The organism is Paenibacillus sp. EB106-06-01-XG199 (assembly GCF_058791575.1).
This window is the reverse complement of sequence record NZ_JBYTDQ010000004.1, coordinates 235,670-254,189: the sequence shown is the minus strand read 5'-3', so window position 1 is coordinate 254,189 and position 18,520 is coordinate 235,670. Positions and strand designations below refer to the sequence as shown.

Annotated in this window: 9 protein-coding genes; all 9 read left to right on the top strand. The window is 50.9% G+C overall.

Features of this window, described 5'->3' with window-relative positions; all coding sequences use genetic code 11:
- Window positions 1–78 precede the first annotated feature (78 nt).
- A complete protein-coding gene (locus AC3WT9_RS16290; protein WP_341091102.1) occupies window positions 79–1,122 on the top strand; it encodes a LacI family DNA-binding transcriptional regulator in 1,044 nt (347 codons plus the stop codon).
- Between the two features lie 79 nt (window positions 1,123–1,201).
- Window positions 1,202–3,616 (top strand): hypothetical protein, encoded by a 2,415-nt coding sequence (locus AC3WT9_RS16285; protein WP_492407748.1) that lies wholly within the window; start codon window positions 1,202–1,204, stop codon window positions 3,614–3,616.
- 175 nt (window positions 3,617–3,791) lie between these two features.
- Window positions 3,792–5,201 (top strand): extracellular solute-binding protein, encoded by a 1,410-nt coding sequence (locus AC3WT9_RS16280; protein WP_341091106.1) that lies wholly within the window; start codon window positions 3,792–3,794, stop codon window positions 5,199–5,201.
- A gap of 34 nt (window positions 5,202–5,235) precedes the next feature.
- On the top strand, window positions 5,236–6,213 hold the full coding sequence (locus tag AC3WT9_RS16275) for a carbohydrate ABC transporter permease (protein WP_492407747.1): 978 nt from the start codon (window positions 5,236–5,238) through the stop codon (window positions 6,211–6,213).
- A complete protein-coding gene (locus AC3WT9_RS16270) occupies window positions 6,213–7,091 on the top strand; it encodes a carbohydrate ABC transporter permease (protein WP_492407746.1) in 879 nt (292 codons plus the stop codon). Before AC3WT9_RS16275 ends, AC3WT9_RS16270 begins: the two co-directional genes overlap by 1 nt.
- A gap of 20 nt (window positions 7,092–7,111) precedes the next feature.
- Entirely contained in the window at window positions 7,112–13,525 is a 6,414-nt protein-coding gene (locus AC3WT9_RS16265; protein WP_492407745.1) for an S-layer homology domain-containing protein, read from the top strand.
- 544 nt (window positions 13,526–14,069) lie between these two features.
- On the top strand, window positions 14,070–14,348 hold the full coding sequence (locus AC3WT9_RS16260) for a hypothetical protein (protein ID WP_341091108.1): 279 nt from the start codon (window positions 14,070–14,072) through the stop codon (window positions 14,346–14,348).
- Window positions 14,349–14,919: 571 nt separating this feature from the next.
- Entirely contained in the window at window positions 14,920–15,357 is a 438-nt protein-coding gene (locus AC3WT9_RS16255; protein WP_492407744.1) for a GNAT family N-acetyltransferase, read from the top strand.
- A gap of 463 nt (window positions 15,358–15,820) precedes the next feature.
- Window positions 15,821–18,454 (top strand): alanine--tRNA ligase, encoded by a 2,634-nt coding sequence (gene alaS, locus AC3WT9_RS16250; RefSeq protein ID WP_341091113.1) that lies wholly within the window; start codon window positions 15,821–15,823, stop codon window positions 18,452–18,454.
- Window positions 18,455–18,520 lie beyond the last annotated feature (66 nt).

Here is an 18,520-nt window from a genome sequence, read left to right as displayed (position 1 = left end):
CTTATGGTATATTTTAGGTGTCACTTAACAATCTAAACGTTTAACAAGACGTTAGCGGCATAGAATAGGAGAATTACAATGAGTAAAACCAGTATTAAGCATATCGCTGCTAAAGCCAATGTTTCGATTGCTACAGTCTCCTATGTGCTTAATGGTACCCGCAATGTCCGTCCAGAAACGCGTCAGCGAGTCGTTGAAGCGATTGAGGAGCTGAATTACAAACCCAACGATATTGCCAAGAGTCTCAAGCTCAACCGTACGAATACGATCGGTGTTATCGCGGAGGATGTGACGGTGTTTAATGCACCCGAGATTATCGATGGTATCAATGATTTTGGCGATCGGCATGATCTGCATATTTTACTGGTTAACCTTCGTCTAAATAAACGTATCGGCCGTAATTTTGCTGATATAGAGGCATACCGGAAGTACGCTGCCAATGCTGTGTCCGAGCTGCTCAGCAAGCAGGTGGACGGGATTATCTATATCGGTGTACATACCCGTGACCTAACCGGACTAATCGATGCAGATGACAAACCTATTGTATATACCTACGGTTATACACGGGACGACATTTCCATACATTATAACGACGAACAGGCTTCTTATGAGGCCATGTCCCATCTGGTCGCGAAGGGTCACAGCAGAATCGCGGTCATTAGCGGGCTGATGGATTCCATTCCGTCCAGACAACGGCTGAACGGTTATTATCGGGCGATTACCGACTTTGAACTGCCCTTTGATCCTTTATTGATCAAGATGGGGGACTGGGAGCGGGAATCCGGATATGTCCTGACCGGCGAGCTGTTATCTCTGCCGGAGCCGCCGACGGCTATCCTCTCTATGAATGATGTTATGGTGGTAGGGGTATTACAGGCAGCCGATGAAAGAGGCGTTAAGGTTCCGGAGGACTTGTCGGTGATTGGCTTCGATAACCGGGAATTCAGTGATTATCTGCGCCCGCGGATTACGACGATGGAACTTCCGCTGCACGAGATGGGCTATCAGGCCATAGAGAGCTTGTACAATGTGATCAATGGGAACGAGTCGGCGCCACTGATTATGCCGGAATGCCGGTTAATCGAGCGTGACTCTGTAGCTGCTGTAAACGATGTGAGATAAAGCCGATGTCTCACATCCTATTTTTTTCATTTATCTAAACGTTTAGATTATGAGGCAGGACGCGAAAGAGGTGATGGCGATGACGTTTCTCAGCAATGCCAAATACAGAATGGAGCTTAGCGCCCGGGGAGCCATGCAGTCCCTGGTTATGCAGGAAGATCCCGCCGTAATGAACTGGGTGGTTGATCCCGTTTATCTGCAACAGGCAGGATATGAAGACGAGGATAAGTTGTTCGGGGAATGGACGCTCGAACTGAATGGGAAGATCATACGCAGTGTGGATCTTAAGCCGATTGTGATCCAGGAGGGAGAGCATCGTGCTGCTGTTGAGTTTGATGTTTTTCCGGTAACGATCCGCTTCGTGTATACACTGGAGGAGGAACGCTTCAGGTGGAGTATCGAATTGTCCAACCGCTCCGCACAAGCTGTACGGATTAACGGGCTGCATGTATGGTTCTCGCTGGCCTATATCATGTTCAGGGATGAGAACGTGCTGCGCAATATGGGTGAATCGTGTGCAGTGTTCACTCATCTGGGCGGAGACTTCACCAAGTTCGCCGCTATCAGGCGCAGCAATGAGGCGCCGCACTTGGGTATTTATCAGACTGGAGGCAGAACAGTCACGGCAGGCTCCTATTGCCGTTATAGTAACCGCTTTCTTGAGCAGGTATCACCTTCCTTGGACGGCTTGCTGTATCATCGGCTGTCGCTGGTGGAGGATGGAGCTTCAATGCCCGCCTCAGCAGCTGCGGATTGGATCTATGGTAACGCTTACCATGCACTGGATCTGGAGCCCGGGCAGACTTCCAGCTGGGAGTATGTATTCCTCCCTTGCCAGGATCAGGATGATTTCTACCGCCAGGGAGCTGCGTTTGGCCACCCGCACTGGAGCTATACGCCTGTGCTGACGCAGGGCGGAATCTTCCAGGCTGAGGTTGGGATAACGCAGGAACAGTCTATACGTGAAATCCGCCTATTCAGCGCTCCACCTGGAACGGAGGAGATCCGCCGCGAAGATATTACAGATCAGGCGATTCCGGTAAAAGGAGAGAATGGCAGGTTTACTCTTACGCTGCTTCGTCCGGCGCCTGGTGAGCACAAGCTTGAGCTGGTGTTTGAAGACGGACGCAGCGACATCCTGGTGTGGAACGTGCTGGAGCCGATCGACATTATGCTGGAGAAACGGGCAGAATGGCTGGTAGCCCATAGCTATGGAAGCGCAGATGGAGTCGGACGCCCCTACGCTTTCCGTCCCTTGTCCAATCAGGGAGAATCACTTGGCAAGCTGACCTTCCTTCTGATGAAGAACAGCATGTCGGCGGCAGTGCCGGAGCAGGTTGAGAAGGCCGAGGCTGCTGCAGTGCTGGATATGAAGCTCCATTGGTTCGAGGATGGCGATTTCACTCGGCCGCGCCCCTTGTATGGAGGGTTCTACCGGATTTATGATCTGGATTATATTGCGCATGTTTTCTACCTGCTGTCGAGAATGGATGCTGCGCTGCTGAGGCTGCATCCGCCACGGCTTTATCTGGAGTGGGCTGCCGAAGTGATATGCCTGCGTCTGAACCCGGACTGCCATTCCAGGCAGCGAGAGAAGGAAGAGGCGGGGCTGAACGGCATTTTCACCCTATATATTCAAGACTTGCTGCAGGCACTTGAGGAAGAGGGACTTGTGGAATGGCAGGAGCAATTACAGCAGTTATGGGAGCAGTTCGGCCGGAATCTGCAGACAGAAGTACAGCAATACGGCGGGGCAATTACGGAACACTTCTATGATAACGCAGGGTTTGGCCCTACCTGTGAAACGCTGTGCCATCTTGGGAATCTGGACGAAGCGGAACGCTACGGACAGCTGATTCTGGCGAACATCGGGTTCAGTAATGACTACAGGGTCCAGAACCCGGACCGCTGGTGGGAAGCCCTGTCTTCCATGATCCATTCCTTATGGGGGGGATTAGTATCCGGCTCGGCGCGGGTTGCCTACGAGCATTTGGGCAATCCCGAATATTTGGAGGCAGCTTACCGTTCTACAATGGCCGTGTTCAATTGTTATGACTGGAATGTGCGCTCCACTCCGCGCCGCTTGCAGCCGGGAGAGGCGGCCTCAACTTACAGTGTGGCTGCACCTAATCTGAATATGCCGGAGCTATCGAGGAACAGGTTCGGACAGTCGGTATTTGTAGCAAGCAGTGATCCGTTATTCGCCTCGCTGTTCTCCACTGTATCCGGAGATGATTGGGACATGGGTGAAGAGCTGGTTGCCTACTTATTGGGCTTTGGGACAACCGCCTACCTCTATAGAGACAGCAGCGGCAAGCTGCGTTGTGTTAACGGTTATGTTACCGAAGAGGCCGACGGCTGGACAATTACCAGCTATGCGGCGTACCCTTCCAGATACCTGCTGCTTGAAGACAAGGTGGGTTTCCGCTCCGGGCAAGGCCAACTGCAGCGCCAAGTAAGACTTCAAGGCGGCGTCTTCAGCGCTTGTCCATAATCGCCGGCAGAAGCGGCAGAATGGGACAGGCTACCTAACGGACAAACCCGTGAAGCTTTTAGATTAAACGTTTAACTTTGTATAATCGAAATAAATATAAGTGAACTTGGAAAATCGACATTAGGTCTCACAAGTTCATTCTATATAGATTTAAAAGAAAAGGGAGGCAACAAACATGAAGTTTGGTAAACGCACTCTGGTTCTATCACTGGCATTAACAATGGTCTTCGCTTCGCTGGCCGGCTGTTCGGGGAAAGGAGAGAAAAACACGGGCAACAATGCCGCCAAAGCCACAGAAAAAGCCGCGAATGATAAGGGAGGCACGTCCGGCAAGGATATTACGCTTGAACTATTGTATTGGGGCGATGACGCGCAGAAGAAGCTGGTGGAAGAGGCTGCAGAGAAATATACAGCAGACACCGGAGTTAAGATCAATGCGCAAGTGCTGCCGGCTGACGGAACCTTTGATACTTTCATTCAGACCCGCCTAGCCTCCGGTCAACTGCCGGATATCAGCTACATGGGCGAGGGGGATATTCAAAAATACAATGAAATGGGCATTCTCGAAGACATTAGTGATCTGCTTGCTGATGGTTCGATACCGGAGAAATTGGCAGCGATTACAATCCATTCTCCGGAGCAAAAAGTTATCGGTGTCGGCCTCTCTAACCAACTGGAGCTGCTGTACTACAGTAAAGCAAAGTTCGATGCTGCGGGCATCGCCTATCCGCCATCCAAGGTTGAGGATGCCTGGGATTGGGACACCTTCGTGAGCAATGCCAAGAAGCTGACCACTGATACCAAAGGCAAAACGGCCGCAGATGAGGGGTTCAACGCTTCATTGACAGAGAATTACGGCATCGGGTTTACCGCAGGACGTGAGTTCCATCACTTCTGGGCAGCCAATGCGAACGGAGGCGGTATTGTATCCCCGGACGGCAAGGAGTTTCTGTGGGATTCGCCCAAATCGGTTGAGGGTATCCAGAAGCTGGCCGATCTTATCAACAAGGACAAGGTAGCCTCGCCCTTCAATTATTCATGGACTACCGGCGCCGGTTCGGTCATTGATGCGCTGAGCGGCGGCTATGCGATGGCGGTCAGCGGCTCGTGGGATTTGGCTAACATCAAAGGCAACGATGATATCGGTGTCGGTGTGTTGCCAAAGATGGAGCAAGCCGTAACGATGAACGCAGGTGCTCCACTGGTAGTTTACAATACCTCCAAGCATATTGAGGAAGCCAAGAAATTCTACGCTTACATGGTGAACCCGGAGAATGCCCTGGATCTGCTCAAGAGCGGAGCATGGCTGCCTAACCAAGCCGACTGGTATACCGACCCTGCCCTCATTGAGAAATGGACTGCCGATCTTCCGGCAAGTGCCAAAGAAACGATTCTCAGTTATTCCACAACCAAGGATTCCATTGCACAGTGGCCTGCTTATTATGTTCCGGCTTATCTTAAGATGAATACGGAATACGAGAAATCCATCGACAAGGCGCTGACCGGTCAGAAGAGCGTCAAGGACATCTACGATGAGATTATGCCAACGATTAAGAAACTGTGGGAAAGCGGAAAGGTTTCGTAATTAAAGCTTATTTTCAAAGAGAGGGCTATGGCTTATGAATCCAGAGAGCAAGACCGGCACGGCACCCAACTATGTTAAAAAGCCTGCCAAAGGCGCCACCAAGGAAGCGGTCGCCGGATATTTATTTGCAGCACCCGCGATTATCGGCTTTTTGGTGCTGACCCTGTATCCGATGTTGGCCAGCTTGTTCTACAGCTTTCACAAAATCACGGTGATGAGCGGCGGGCAGGTGATGGAATGGATCGGGCTGGACAACTTCAGATATATTTTCAGCAATCCAAGCTCCGAGTTCAAAAAATCAATCACGGTCACCCTGATTTACGCCTTTATCAACGTAGCGCTTGTTATTGCCTTCTGTCTGCTGGTCGCGCTATTGCTGAACCGCAAGTTTCTCGGCAGAAATATGCTGCGGGCGGTCTTCTTCCTGCCCTCGGTCATTCCGATGCTGGCGACCACGATTGTCTGGCAGATGCTGCTGCAGAATCAGGCCAAGGGCGGTTTGGTCAACTGGCTGCTGCTGCAGCTGGGCATAGCGCCTTTAGACTTCCTGACAGACCCGGTGCGGATCTTCGAGACGTTGTTTATTATGAGCTTGTGGACATGCGGGGGCACGATTGTTGTCTTCATTGCTACCTTGCAGGACGTTCCCGGTGAACTGCTGGAGGCGATCGAGATGGACGGGGGCAATGCCTGGCACAAGTTCCAGAAGGTCACCTACCCGACGATCAAGCCAGTACTCTTTTTCCAATTGATTATGTGCATGATGACCTCTATCCAGATTTATACCCAAAGTGTGGTGTTGTCCAGAAATGGTGCACCGGACCGGATGACTTATTTCATCAACGTTATGATTTATGATCATTCCTTTGTGCAGGTGGGGATGCGCGGGCTGGCGTCTGCCGAGGCTTGGATCGTCTTCCTGATCACATTGGTCATTACAGTTATTCTGTTCTATTTCCAGGGCGCGCTCAAGAAGGATGATTCAATGGGCAAAAGAAAGAGGGTGAGATAATGGCCGTATCTGCGACTGTAAAATATTCAAGTCTTAAGCGAGCAAAGAACAAAACAAAAGCGGTGAACGTCATACTCATCCTACTCTCCTGCCTGCTCGCTTTGCTATTCGCCTTTCCGCTTTATTGGCTGCTGCGCGGCGCATTCGTTAACCATTCAGAGATTCTGGCGCGCCCGCCAGTATTTATCCCCAGTGAGCCGGGGTTTGATAATTTCCGGCTGGGGCTTGAGCGCATCCAGTTTCTGCGGCAGCTCTGGAACTCAGTCTCGATTGTGGTGCCTTATGTAATCGGAACAGTGCTGACCACGAGTTTTGCCGGTTATGCTTTTGCCAAGCTGCGGTTCCCGCTGCGCGGGATGTGGTTCGTGCTCGTAATCAGCACCATGATGCTGCCAAGCGCTGTAACCCTGCTGCCGCAATATTCCCTGTATACCTCCTTGGGACTGGCCGGCAAGCCGGCACTTATTATTCCCGCATTTTTCTGCGCAGGCGGCAATGCGTACTTTGTCTTTTTGCTCCGGCAATTTTTCACGACCATTCCGCTTGAACTCAGTGAAGCGGCGAAGATTGACGGTGCGGGTTATTTCCGCATTTACTCCCGCATCATGCTGCCGCTCATTCGTCCGGCCATGATTGTTGTGGCCCTGTTCAGCTTCATCAACTGTTGGAATGAATTTTTCTATACGATGATTTATTTGAAGACAGAAGCGGATTATACACTGCCGATGGGTCTGTATATTGTGAACGGAATGCGTATTCCGAACTATGAACAGGTTATGGCGCTCGCTCTGGTCGTTACGGCTCCCTGTCTGGTGTTCTTCCTGATTGGCAACAAATATTTTGTGGAAGGTATTGCGTTGACAGGAATCAAGGGATAAAAAGGAGGAGACAACAAGTTATGAGAAAGACTAAGCGGTCAGGGAAGGCTTGTGTGGCAGCGCTTTGCGCTGCCGTAGTCCTAAATGGCGGGATCGTCCCGGCATCAGCGAATTATACGACAGATTTCGATCATAAGGGTGTAGGAACCGATTACGGGAAACCGGAGTGGAAAGTGGGTAACATCACTACCCCGGAGGGAATTGATTTCAGCAAAGCTACCGTTGGGGAAATGATGCAGACGATTGAGAATTTTGACTTTGATGCCTTTAAGAAAGATAACGCCGACCTGCCCTGGCTGGATTCATTGCTCGTGAACGAAGGCGTGATTCCTGATGACAATGGGAATGATGATGCCAGCGCCAATACATTGTTCAGCCGGGGCAGCGCCCTGTACATGAAGACACAGGACAACTCGAAGCTGGGTTTTGCCGGGAGTGTGTACTATGCAGATACGTTGAACCAGGATGTTATGTATACGCTCTCTCTTTCGACGGGAGAGGTTACGGAGGATCAGTCTGCCCGTAAAAATTATCCCAGCCACGAGAACCAAACCTACCGTAGCGGGGAACTGGAGATTAACCAGCGCAAATTTATTTCGAATGATAACAGTGCAGTAACACTGCTGGAATTCAAGAATCCCACGGCAAGCGACATCCAGTTGACACTGAAGGTCAAATCTCCGTTTGTATCCAGGGCAGAGGGGGATGAGTTGATCGGTGACCGGGTAGCGGCTCCGCTGATGATCGGGAAGTCCGGCCAAAAAGTTGTGAAAGCGATGTCATATGTGGATGTTCATCTTAGCGGAACCGGACTTACTCCTGCCGGGAATGAGCTGGTCAGAGAGATTACGGTTCCTGCGGGTGGGACGCTTGACCAGAAGGTGGTTATGGGCTGGCTCGCGGATGAAATTCCCGGCTCCAAGATGCAGTATGAGGAATTCAAGTCTGCGGCCGGCAATAATGAGGCCTTTTCCACCCAGGTGAAGGAGTACAACGAGTGGTGGGCGGATAATATCCCGTATATTGATGTCCCTGATGAAAATGTGAAAAAAGTGCTCTATTACCGTTGGTGGTGTAACCGCTTTAATATCCTGGATGCCAACATTCCCGGCAATGACTGGCAGTTCCCGATGAATATGGAGGGTGTGCTTGGCTACAACAACGGTATCACAGTCAGCGTGCCGTGGGCGCTGCAGGATCTGAAATGGCTCCGCGATCCGTCCTATGCCTATGGGACCTGGCTGGCGCAGGGCGAATATTCCGAGAACAAGAATTACAAGAACAACCCCGGACGGCCCAATATCTGGACCTGGGACATGATGCAGAACAGCTCGCAGGTAGGCTGGGAAGCGTACAAAATCTATGGTGGCGGTTCGGAAATCCTGAAGAAATTCGCTGATTTCTCAGCCAATGACGTGACCGGCACACTGGCTCATTTCAAGGGCAATGATCCGAATCTCGTCTATTATAACCACGGCCCGATGACTGGAAATGACGGTGACACCGTCTCCATGCACTGGAACGGCAACGGCAACAATGCACGTCTGGACGGCTCTGCGACTACTTATGGCAATGCAGTGGCCACAGCCCAAATGTATAAGCAGCTGGGAGATACGGCGAATGAGACCCGGATGAATGAAACTGCCGGGAAGATTCAGAGTACAATTTTGAATGATATGTGGTTTGACGGTAAGGATTTTGACGGAGACGGCAAAGCGGATACGAACGGCGAAGGCAGCTTTTTGCATAAAAAGGTTGTCGGTAAAGAGGATGTGTTCAACCCGTGGCGCGATAACAACATGTTCGTCTTCAACTTCGGCGTTGTGCCGACAGAAGGACAGGAGGGCTTTCAGGCTAAATATTTGACCCAGCTGACCGATTACGCTGATCCTGATTATTATCCGATCTTTCCGTTCTTCACAGCGGATCAGAACAGCATTATGAAACGGGTGGAGGATTTCAAGAATGGCAAGACGGATGCCTTCGGCACCGACCAGTTCGCCTGGTGCAACTTCGGCAACTACATTAATACTGTCCGTGCTTCCCTGCGCCATTACCCTGTGGACAATATTAACAGTGATACTTACAAGACGTTGTTCGACTGGGGTGCATGGCTGCATACGGTGGAGACGGGCAATACGGATCACCTCGATTCCAATGAATTCTTCTGGCTGGAGGACTATTTCTTCGGAACACCGTGGACAAAGGAGAATCCTCCGAACCCGAGCGGCAAAATGGTGCGGGCTTGGATTCACCACGATACGCTGGGCATGATGAATTACACCGTACTGGAGGATATGGCAGGTCTTCAGCCGAGAACGGACGACAAGATTGAGCTGTGGCCGATCAATGTTGAATATGACCATTTTGCGGTAGACAATGTGCGGTATCATAATGCGGATCTGTCGATCGTCTGGCAGGACCCTAAGGTATATGTCGGGGACAAAAAATTGCCTTATCAAGACATTCCGTCCGGATTCTCGCTGTTCATTAACGGTGAGCTTGTGATGACCACGAATGAAATGTCACATCTTATTTATGACACGGCGACTGGCAAGGTGGAAATGCCTAAGGGTGATGTTACCGGAGCGGTTGGTGACAATTCTAAAACGGAAGTGTTGTTTGAAAAAGGCAGCGCTACCCCTCTAGCCAAGGCTGATGATACTTCATTGGCAACTAATGCAAAAACGGTGGATATGTTCAACAAGGCGGGCGTAGATATTGTCAATGGTGGCGAGAATCTGGCCGCTGCAGCCGGAACGACGATCGAATCGACGTATATCGAGAGCGGTTCAAGCATTAAAAGCTTGGCGGACGGCTCGACGATAGCTTCCATTGACCACACGTCCAACACGGCTCTGTTCGGCGGTTCGCCGAATCCTGCCGATACGGTCACGTTCAAGTTTGACGCCACCAAGCCCGTAGACAATGTGAAGGTCTATTTCTACAATAATCGTCTCCTGAATGGCTACGGTACACCGCAGACGTTCGGTGTCGAGTATCTGGAGGCGGACGGCATAACCTGGAAGCCGGTGAAAGGGCAATTCCGCTACCCGGATGTTGTGGCTTCCAACTATAACAATGTGGAGTTCGAGAAGGTGAATACGACAGCGATTCGTGTCAGTGTGACCCATGCACTCGAACTCGCAACAGGTATCAAAGAAATTCAAATCTACAATAACGGCCTGACGGTCACACCAGCAGTGAATCAGGCACCGAAGGTAACGGTAGATACTCCGGTAAGAGTTCAGCAGGATGAGCTTCTGGCTGTGGTTCCCCAAATTTACGATGACGGTCTGCCTGGAGGCAAGCTGACCTATCAATGGGAGAAAATATCCGGTGATGGCGAGGTCGAAGAGGGTGCGCTCGATCAGGCTGTTTTGAAAGCCACCTTCAAGACTGTAGGTGAATATAAGTATCAGTTGACCGTCAGCGATGGAGACAAGCAAACGGTCGTAGAAGTTCCTGTGTCCGTGTTCATAGCAACGGCTGAACTGGCCGATATGGTTGCGAAATTCGCAGACCGGGATTCGGCGCAAGGGAAAATTGTCCGGAATTCCGGCGACTTCACACCGGAATCCTGGCAGCAACTGCAGACCGCATTAACTGCGGCTAAAACATTACTGAGCAAAGGAAACTACACTCTGGATGAAGTGAAGGCTACTACCGACCAATTGCGTATAGCCTTTAGTACTCTCGGCTACAGAAATGCGGCGCTGCTGGCTGTGCCGAGCGCTTCATACACCTCGGCCTGGGAGTCGGTATATGCGGTTAACGATGGATATATTCCGCTTTTCTCTACTGGTTTAGGTGATAATACAATAGAAACACAGTACGGCAACTGGGGCGGATCAGGGGACAATCAATGGCTGCAATATACCTGGAAGCAGAAGGTAAGCCTCTCCGGCAGCTCGATATATTTCTTCGATGACGGCGGCGGCGTGCAGGTGCCAGCTGATTACAGCCTTGACTATTGGGATGAGGCAGCCGGTAAATTTGTCCCTGTCACCAACCTGAGTGAGAAGGGCAAGGAGAAGGATAAGTTTAACGATGTAACCTTTGATAAGGTGGAAACGGATAAGCTGCGGCTGACGCTGGTTAAACAATCTGCGAGTGTTTTCACGGGAGTCAAGGAATGGCGCGCGATCTCGGCCAAGCCGGAGGGAGAAACGCCCGATCCGGGCACATTCGGCAAAATTGTAAGCATAGAGCAGGTTGCCGTAAATACGACGATAGGGGTAGTTCCTGCACTGCCGTCCAAAGTATTGGTAACTTATGCGAATGGGAATAAGGGCATGGCAGATGTGCAGTGGGAGGACATTCCGCTTAACAAGCTTACGATTGCTACAGACTTCATGATTTCCGGCAAGGTAGCCGGAACAGAGCTATCAGCAAGCTGCCGTATATTTGTGAAGTATGACAAGACAAGATTGAAGACTGCTATTGATACGGCCGCAGATCCGGCGGTGAATGAAGAGAACTATACCGCTGCGCCGGGGCAGTGGGAGACGCTGCATGCTGCACTTGCAACGGCTCAAGCTGTGTACGAGAACGGGGCTTCGACCGAAGGTGACATTAATGCTGCTTATACAGCTTTAAAAGCGGCCTTTGAAGCGCTGCAGCCGGTGGAAGGCCGCAATGCGCTGATCAGCGGAATCACGATTCCCGGCGGCGTTGTCGATCAGGTAGCGAAAGAAATCATCGTGCCGGAGACGACTACGCTGACGGAATTGAAGGAAGGGCTGCAAGTTCCGGCAGGCGTAACCTTTGCCGTATATGGAAGTGACGGCATAACCGTTGCAACGGAGCTCCAGACCGGATACAAGGTGACCGTAACGGCTGCGGACAAAACGACGAACCGGACGTATACACTGACGTTGGCTTTCGTAACTCCGCCGGTGATCATGACCGGTCTGGAGGCGAAGCTGAAGGAAGTGCTGGAGCTGGAACAGGGGCTGTATACACCGGACAGCTGGACGGCGCTCCAGAAGGCTGTAGCCGCTGCGGCTGCGCTGCTGGAGAGCGGAACGGCTGACCAGGCGGGAATCGACGCCGCGTTAAGCAGGCTTGCGGCAGCGGTTGCCGGTCTGCAGCGGCTTCCGGCGGCAACGCCATCAGCATCGCCGCTGCCTTCGGCGACACCGACACCTACGCCGGGAATTCCGGCGTCCGGGTCCGAGACTTATATCCCGACGCCGAAGCCTTCGCCAAGCGCGGCGCCGACAGCAGCACCTGCTGCCGTAAGCATAGGCAGCATTGTGCTGCATCCGGTGGCTGGAGCTGACGGAACGGTCAAGGCAGTGCTGATAGCGGGGAATATTGAGGCTGCAGCCAAGGGAATAACAGACGGCAGGTTGACAGTATCCATTAAAGCGGCGGCAGGCATGAAGCAGCTGTCAGTTGAGCTTCCATTGCAAGCGCTCATGGCGGCACAAGGTGTGCACACAGTCAAGATTGAGACTGGAGTGGCGGACATTCTATTGAACGAGAGTTTCCTGAAAGTCTATGCCGACGGGAAGAGTAATAAGCTGGAGATTTCTGTCAGCGCTATAGATCCGGCAGGCTTACCGCTGCAGGCAAGCGCGCTGCTGGGAGTGAACATGCTCAGCAATTTCGGTCTGAGTGTTGACGGGACTGCTGTTCGGGCCTCCGTACTAAAGGCGAAGGGCGTCAAGCTCGCACTGCCGTACACGTTGAAGCCGGGTGAGAACCCTAACAAGGTAGTGGCCTATTATCTCAATGATAAGCGCGAGCTGGAAATTGTGAAGAGCGGTAAATACAACGCCGCTGCCGGGACACTGGAATTCAATCTCAACCGGAGCGGAAGTTACGCAACACACTACTCGAATGTTTCATTTAAGGATATTGCAACTGCAGCCTGGGCAGTGGACAGCATCGAAGCACTCGCGGCCAGAGGAGCGATCCAAGGAACAAATGCGGATAACTTTAATCCCTCAGGCAACGTCACCCGTGCAGAGTTCATCAAGATCCTGATGAATGCGTTCGACCTGGTTGATGAGTCAGTCGTAAGCACATTTACAGATGTGAAGCAGGGGGCCTGGTATGCCGGAGCGGTTGCCAGCGCCCAGAAGCTGGGTATTGTTAAGGGGAAGCCGGACGGCACCTTCGGTCTGAATGAGGAGATTACCCGTGAGGAAATGGCCGTCATGCTGCATCGTCTGACACAGCTTGCAAATGTTTCGTTGAGCGGTGCGGCGAATGCCGGTGTCAATGCTAATACCAGTAACAATGCTGCCCCTGTGTCATTTTCTGATCTTGATCAAGTATCATCCTACGCGGCTGATGCCGTGGAAGACATGAGCAAGAGCGGAGTGATTGGCGGAATGCCGGACGGCAAGTTTGCGCCGGACAGCCAGGCCACAAGAGCTGAAGCAGCAACGGTTATCTTCAGGCTGCTTGGGCAAGCTCAATAACGGGCATGGGGTTTAATCCATAACGTAGTTGCTAGAATACGAGGACTCAAGCATCCAATGAACTATGAACTAAAACTCGAAGTCGGGTAGTTTCCCCCTACCCATAATTTGGTAAAGCAAAGCAGCCAATGACAAAAAGACAGACCAGCGATTCTCCAGTAACGGGAGAATCGCTGGTCTGTTATCTTTTTATGGTCTCTTTTTAATAACAGGACTGTCCCGTTTCTCGAAAAACACTTATGCGACAGCCCGCTTTAGCCTATATGTATGGTCGAGACGACAGGATTTGAACTTGCGGCCTCTTGCTCCCGAAGTATGGAGTGGGGGTCTTTTGGTGTGTTATGGGGTCTTGTATAGTGTTAACCAGAGTAAAAATAAAGCATATATTGCTGCTGAGAACTAAGATGTGATATTCAGTATTATCGGCGTTACTACATATTTACTACATGTACTACATTGGGATTATCAGTCTTTTGCTATATCATGACGTTGTATCCGTGTATCCGAATTCAGGGTATAATATTGAACAAAGGAGTTGATGAGCATGTATCTGGAATTAAAGGATAAGAGCGGTAAAGTGTATCGTTCTTTTATGAATGACCGTCAGAAGCCTGTAATTGTAATCAATGACACAGAATATGAAGTGTTCGAATTAATCCAGTCTCAGGACAACTCAGATGCTCTTTCGGCTGCGCAAATTGCTGAGCTTGATGCTGATCCTGAAATTGCAGAAATGATCCAAGAGTCCAAACGGGATATTATGCATGGTTCAATAATTTCTTCTAAGCAAATGATCGATATGATAAGAAACAGAGAACTATGATGCAGGTAGTCTGGACTAAAAGTGCGGCACAGAGCTTTTCCAAGATCGAAAGCATCCACTTCTCCCCACAGGAAACAGCAGAGTATAAATTAAAGCTGTTCATGCGGATTGAAGAAAAGGTGATTTGGTCAGGAAAGTTGTTTCCGTCAAGAACTTATAAAGACACTTACTAGAGAGAATAGGAACCATTGACACCAACAGCAATACTTCAAGTGTAGTGCTATTTTACTATGGGCGCGAAAGGTTGCTTTCTTTGAGAATATTTTAGCGGGTACAATCAAGAAATTCTTACGACAACAGCGGCCGGAATTCCAAATATTCACCGTAGTTACGTCCTCGACCAAATGAGTGAATCTTACATTCGATCTATATATTAGAGAAATATATGGAGTGGATTAATTTGGGCATTTGTATAACATAGAAGTGTTAAATTAATATAGAGGTGATTTTTACATTGGCTAGGACTAATCAGTTAACCATACATACGCTCACTCAAGGCGATAGACGACTTGTATCTCAGCTTTTTAAATCTACAATTTCAGATGCCTTCGAAAAGGAGGGACTGGGGCATTTGCAGGAGGACATTCAACATGAAGTTGACAATAAAAAACAAATGGTTGATGCCTTTCTGAACCCGGCGAATACGGATATATACTTCCTTGTTGCCAAAATAGACGGGAAGGTTGTCGGCACGATTTCATTTGCACCCTGCGACGAGGATATTCGCTCATGCACCGGAAATCAACTTGATGATGTGGGAGAGCTAGGAAGCTTATACGTTTTGCCAAGCTATCAGGGTCTCGGTGTAGGCTCGTGGCTGATTAAGGAATTGATGGCATATCTAGGAAAACAAGGGATTGAGCAGTTTTGCCTGGACAGTGGCTACCAACGTGCGCAGGCAAAATGGCTGCAGAAATTTGGCAAGCCGTATAAGGTGGTTAAGGATTATTGGGGACCGGATTCGGTTCACATGGTTTGGTTATGCAAAGTCAGCGATTATACAACATAGAATTACCTTAAGCCGACGAGTGGGATTAATGATAATCATCGTCCAGAATCAGGACATTCATAATAGTGGCCATCAGTCGTTTGCCCTCCGAGATTGACAGATTTAGGGGCACTGGCTATACTTGAAATGTTAAAATGCAAATCGGATAAAACGTTGATGAAATGAAGTACGCCGGAGCATGGCTCCCTCAGAGAACGGATTCCGTTACGGATACAATCGTAATGGCTGCGAGAATCCGGAAGACAGACCGGCAGAAAGCTGATTTCGGAGTGCGGGGACAATCCCGCCGGGGGCGCCCGTTAACAGCCGCGACAAGGCGATCGCCAGCAGTTGTCCCATGCATATGGGCAGGGCGATAACCAGGGTGGTACCGCGATAATAATCGTCCCTGAATTCATTCAGGGGCGTTTTTGTGCATTCCGGCAGAAGTGCCGAATTAATGAGAAGACGGGAGCTGTATATGATGAAAGCAAGTGAAATCCGTTCCAAATGGCTGCAGTTTTTTGAGAGTAAAGGCCACAAAATCGAGCCCAGCGCATCGCTGGTGCCCCATAATGACCCTTCGCTGCTGTGGATTAATGCCGGTATGGCGCCGCTAAAGGCTTACTTCGACGGCCGGGAGATTCCTGAGAATCCCCGCCTGGCCAACTCGCAGAAATGTATCCGTACCAATGATATCGAGAATGTGGGCAAGACACGCCGCCACCACACGTTCTTTGAAATGCTGGGGAACTTCTCCATCGGCGACTACTTTAAAGAAGAAGCGATCACCTGGGCTTGGGAGTTTCTGACCGGCAAGGAATGGATCGGCTTTGATCCGGAGCGCATTTCCGTGACGGTGTACGCCGAGGATGAAGAAGCCTTCAAGCTGTGGAATGAAAAGGTAGGACTGCCAGCAGAACGCATCATTAAGCTGGGAGATGAGAACTTCTGGGATATCGGCGAAGGTCCTTGCGGACCTTGCTCAGAAATTTTCTATGACCGCGGTGAAGCTTACGGCAACGACATGAGTGATCCGGAAATGTATCCGGGCGGGGAAAATGAGCGTTGGCTCGAAGTGTGGAACCTGGTGTTCTCACAGTTCAACCATAACAAGGACGGCAGCTATACACCGCTTCCGAATAAGAATATTGATACCGGAGCGGGTCTGGAGCGTCTGGCTTCCATCCTGCAGGATGTCGATTCCAACTTCGACACGGACCTGTTCCAACCGGTGATCCAGAAGACGGCGAAGCTGGCCAAAGTTACCTATAAAGACAACTTGGAGCAGGATATTGCGCTTAAGGTAATTGCCGACCATATCCGTACGGTTACTTTTGCAGTAGGCGACGGAGTGCTTCCTTCCAATGAAGGACGCGGCTATATTATCCGCCGTTTGCTCCGCCGTGCGGTCCGTTACGGCAAGACGCTGGGTCTGGATCGTCCGTTCCTGTATGAGCTGACGGATACCGTTGGCGAGGTTATGGGTGTGTACTATCCATCCATTGTAGACAACCGGGAGTATATTGCCAAAATCATCCGTACGGAAGAGGAGCGTTTCCACGAAACCTTGTCCGACGGTCTGGCCATTCTTGGCGAGCTTACCGCCAAAGCAAAAACGGAAGGTCTTGCTGCCATTGCTGGAGCAGATGCCTTCAAGCTTTATGATACGTATGGCTTCCCGTTTGACCTAACGGAAGATTTTGCTTCCGAGCAAGGACTTACTGTTGACCGTGAAGGCTTTGATGCCGCGATGCAGGAACAGCGTGACCGGGCTAGAGCTGCCCGCCAGGATGGGGCCAGCATGAAGATTCAGGGCGGTGCACTTGCTGAGCTGACGGTTAAAAGTCAATTTGTTGGTTATAATGACTCCGTAACAGAGTCAAAAATACTCGCTATTATTGTCGGCGGTGAACTTGTCAATACAGCGGGTGAAGGTACCGACTGCCAGGTGATCTTGGAATCAACACCGTTCTACGCTGAAAGCGGCGGACAGGTCAGTGACACCGGCCTGCTTACCGGAGGCTCTGTCACTGCCAAGGTAACCGGATTGTTCAAAGCACCGCATGGCCAGCATGTTCACCTGGTTACTGTTGAAGCCGGGGAGTTGAAGGTAGGCGAAAGTATCCGCGCGGAAGTAAACCGCGAGCAGCGTGAGGATGTCGTGAAGAACCATACGGCAACCCACTTGCTGCATAAAGCGCTCAAGGAAGTATTGGGCGGTCATGTGAACCAAGCCGGGTCTTTAGTAGAAGGCGCACGTTTGCGTTTTGACTTCTCGCATTTCGGCGCAATTACGCCGGAGGAGCTGAGTGATATTGAGCATCGCGTAAATGCTCAAATCTGGCGCGGCTTGGATGTCGTGATCCAGAGCAAGCCGATTGAAGAAGCCAAAGCGATGGGGGCAATGGCCCTCTTCGGAGAGAAGTACGGCAATGTGGTACGTGTCGTTCAGGTGGGTGACTACAGTCTTGAACTGTGCGGCGGCTGCCATGTGTCCAACACCTCGCAGATTGGAATCTTCAAGCTGGTCAGCGAGAGCGGCATCGGCTCCGGCGTACGCCGGATTGAAGCTGTTACCGGCCGTTATGCTTATGAGTTCACGGAGAGCCAGCTTGATCTGCTGAAGCAGTCAGCAGGCTTGCTGAAATCCTCCCTGAATGATGTGCCGAAGCGAATTGACGCGCTGCATGCCCAGGTTCGTGAGCTTTCCCGTGAGAATGAGTCACTGCAATCCAAGCTGAGCGCTACCTTTGCGGCAGAGCTGACAAGCAGCGTGAAGACAGTGGGCGGCGGTACACAGCTGCTGGCTGTTGCTGTTCAAGCCGGCAATATGGATGCCCTGCGCTCCACGGCCGATGAACTGAAATCCAAGCTGCCTGATGCTGTACTTGTGCTGGGTGCAGCGATGGACGATAAGGTCAACTTTGTAGTCGCAGTACCTCAGGAGCTGGTGAAGAAAGGTTTCCATGCCGGCAAGCTGGTCAAAGAGGTTGCTGCGGTATGCGGCGGCGGCGGCGGCGGACGGCCGGATATGGCCCAAGCCGGCGGTAAAGATGCCTCCAAGCTTGGCGAAGCGCTCGTTAAGGCTGAAGAGCTGGTAGCTGCACTGGCGTAAACATTAGGCTGCCGGAATTCCCAGGGTAGCTGTCAACTAACACTAAGGCAGATTTAACCCTAAGCT

Excerpts from the sequence above, each read along its gene's own strand:
- alaS (WP_341091113.1), top strand. The coding sequence starts at position 15,821 with ATGAAAGCAAGTGAAATCCGTTCCAAATGGCTGCAGTTTTTTGAGAGT.
- AC3WT9_RS16280 (WP_341091106.1), top strand. The coding sequence starts at position 3,792 with ATGAAGTTTGGTAAACGCACTCTGGTTCTATCACTGGCATTAACAATG.
- AC3WT9_RS16290 (WP_341091102.1), top strand. The coding sequence starts at position 79 with ATGAGTAAAACCAGTATTAAGCATATCGCTGCTAAAGCCAATGTTTCG.
- AC3WT9_RS16270 (WP_492407746.1), top strand. The coding sequence starts at position 6,213 with ATGGCCGTATCTGCGACTGTAAAATATTCAAGTCTTAAGCGAGCAAAG.
- AC3WT9_RS16285 (WP_492407748.1), top strand. The coding sequence starts at position 1,202 with ATGACGTTTCTCAGCAATGCCAAATACAGAATGGAGCTTAGCGCCCGG.
- AC3WT9_RS16275 (WP_492407747.1), top strand. The coding sequence starts at position 5,236 with ATGAATCCAGAGAGCAAGACCGGCACGGCACCCAACTATGTTAAAAAG.
- AC3WT9_RS16265 (WP_492407745.1), top strand. The coding sequence starts at position 7,112 with ATGAGAAAGACTAAGCGGTCAGGGAAGGCTTGTGTGGCAGCGCTTTGC.
- AC3WT9_RS16260 (WP_341091108.1), top strand. The coding sequence starts at position 14,070 with ATGTATCTGGAATTAAAGGATAAGAGCGGTAAAGTGTATCGTTCTTTT.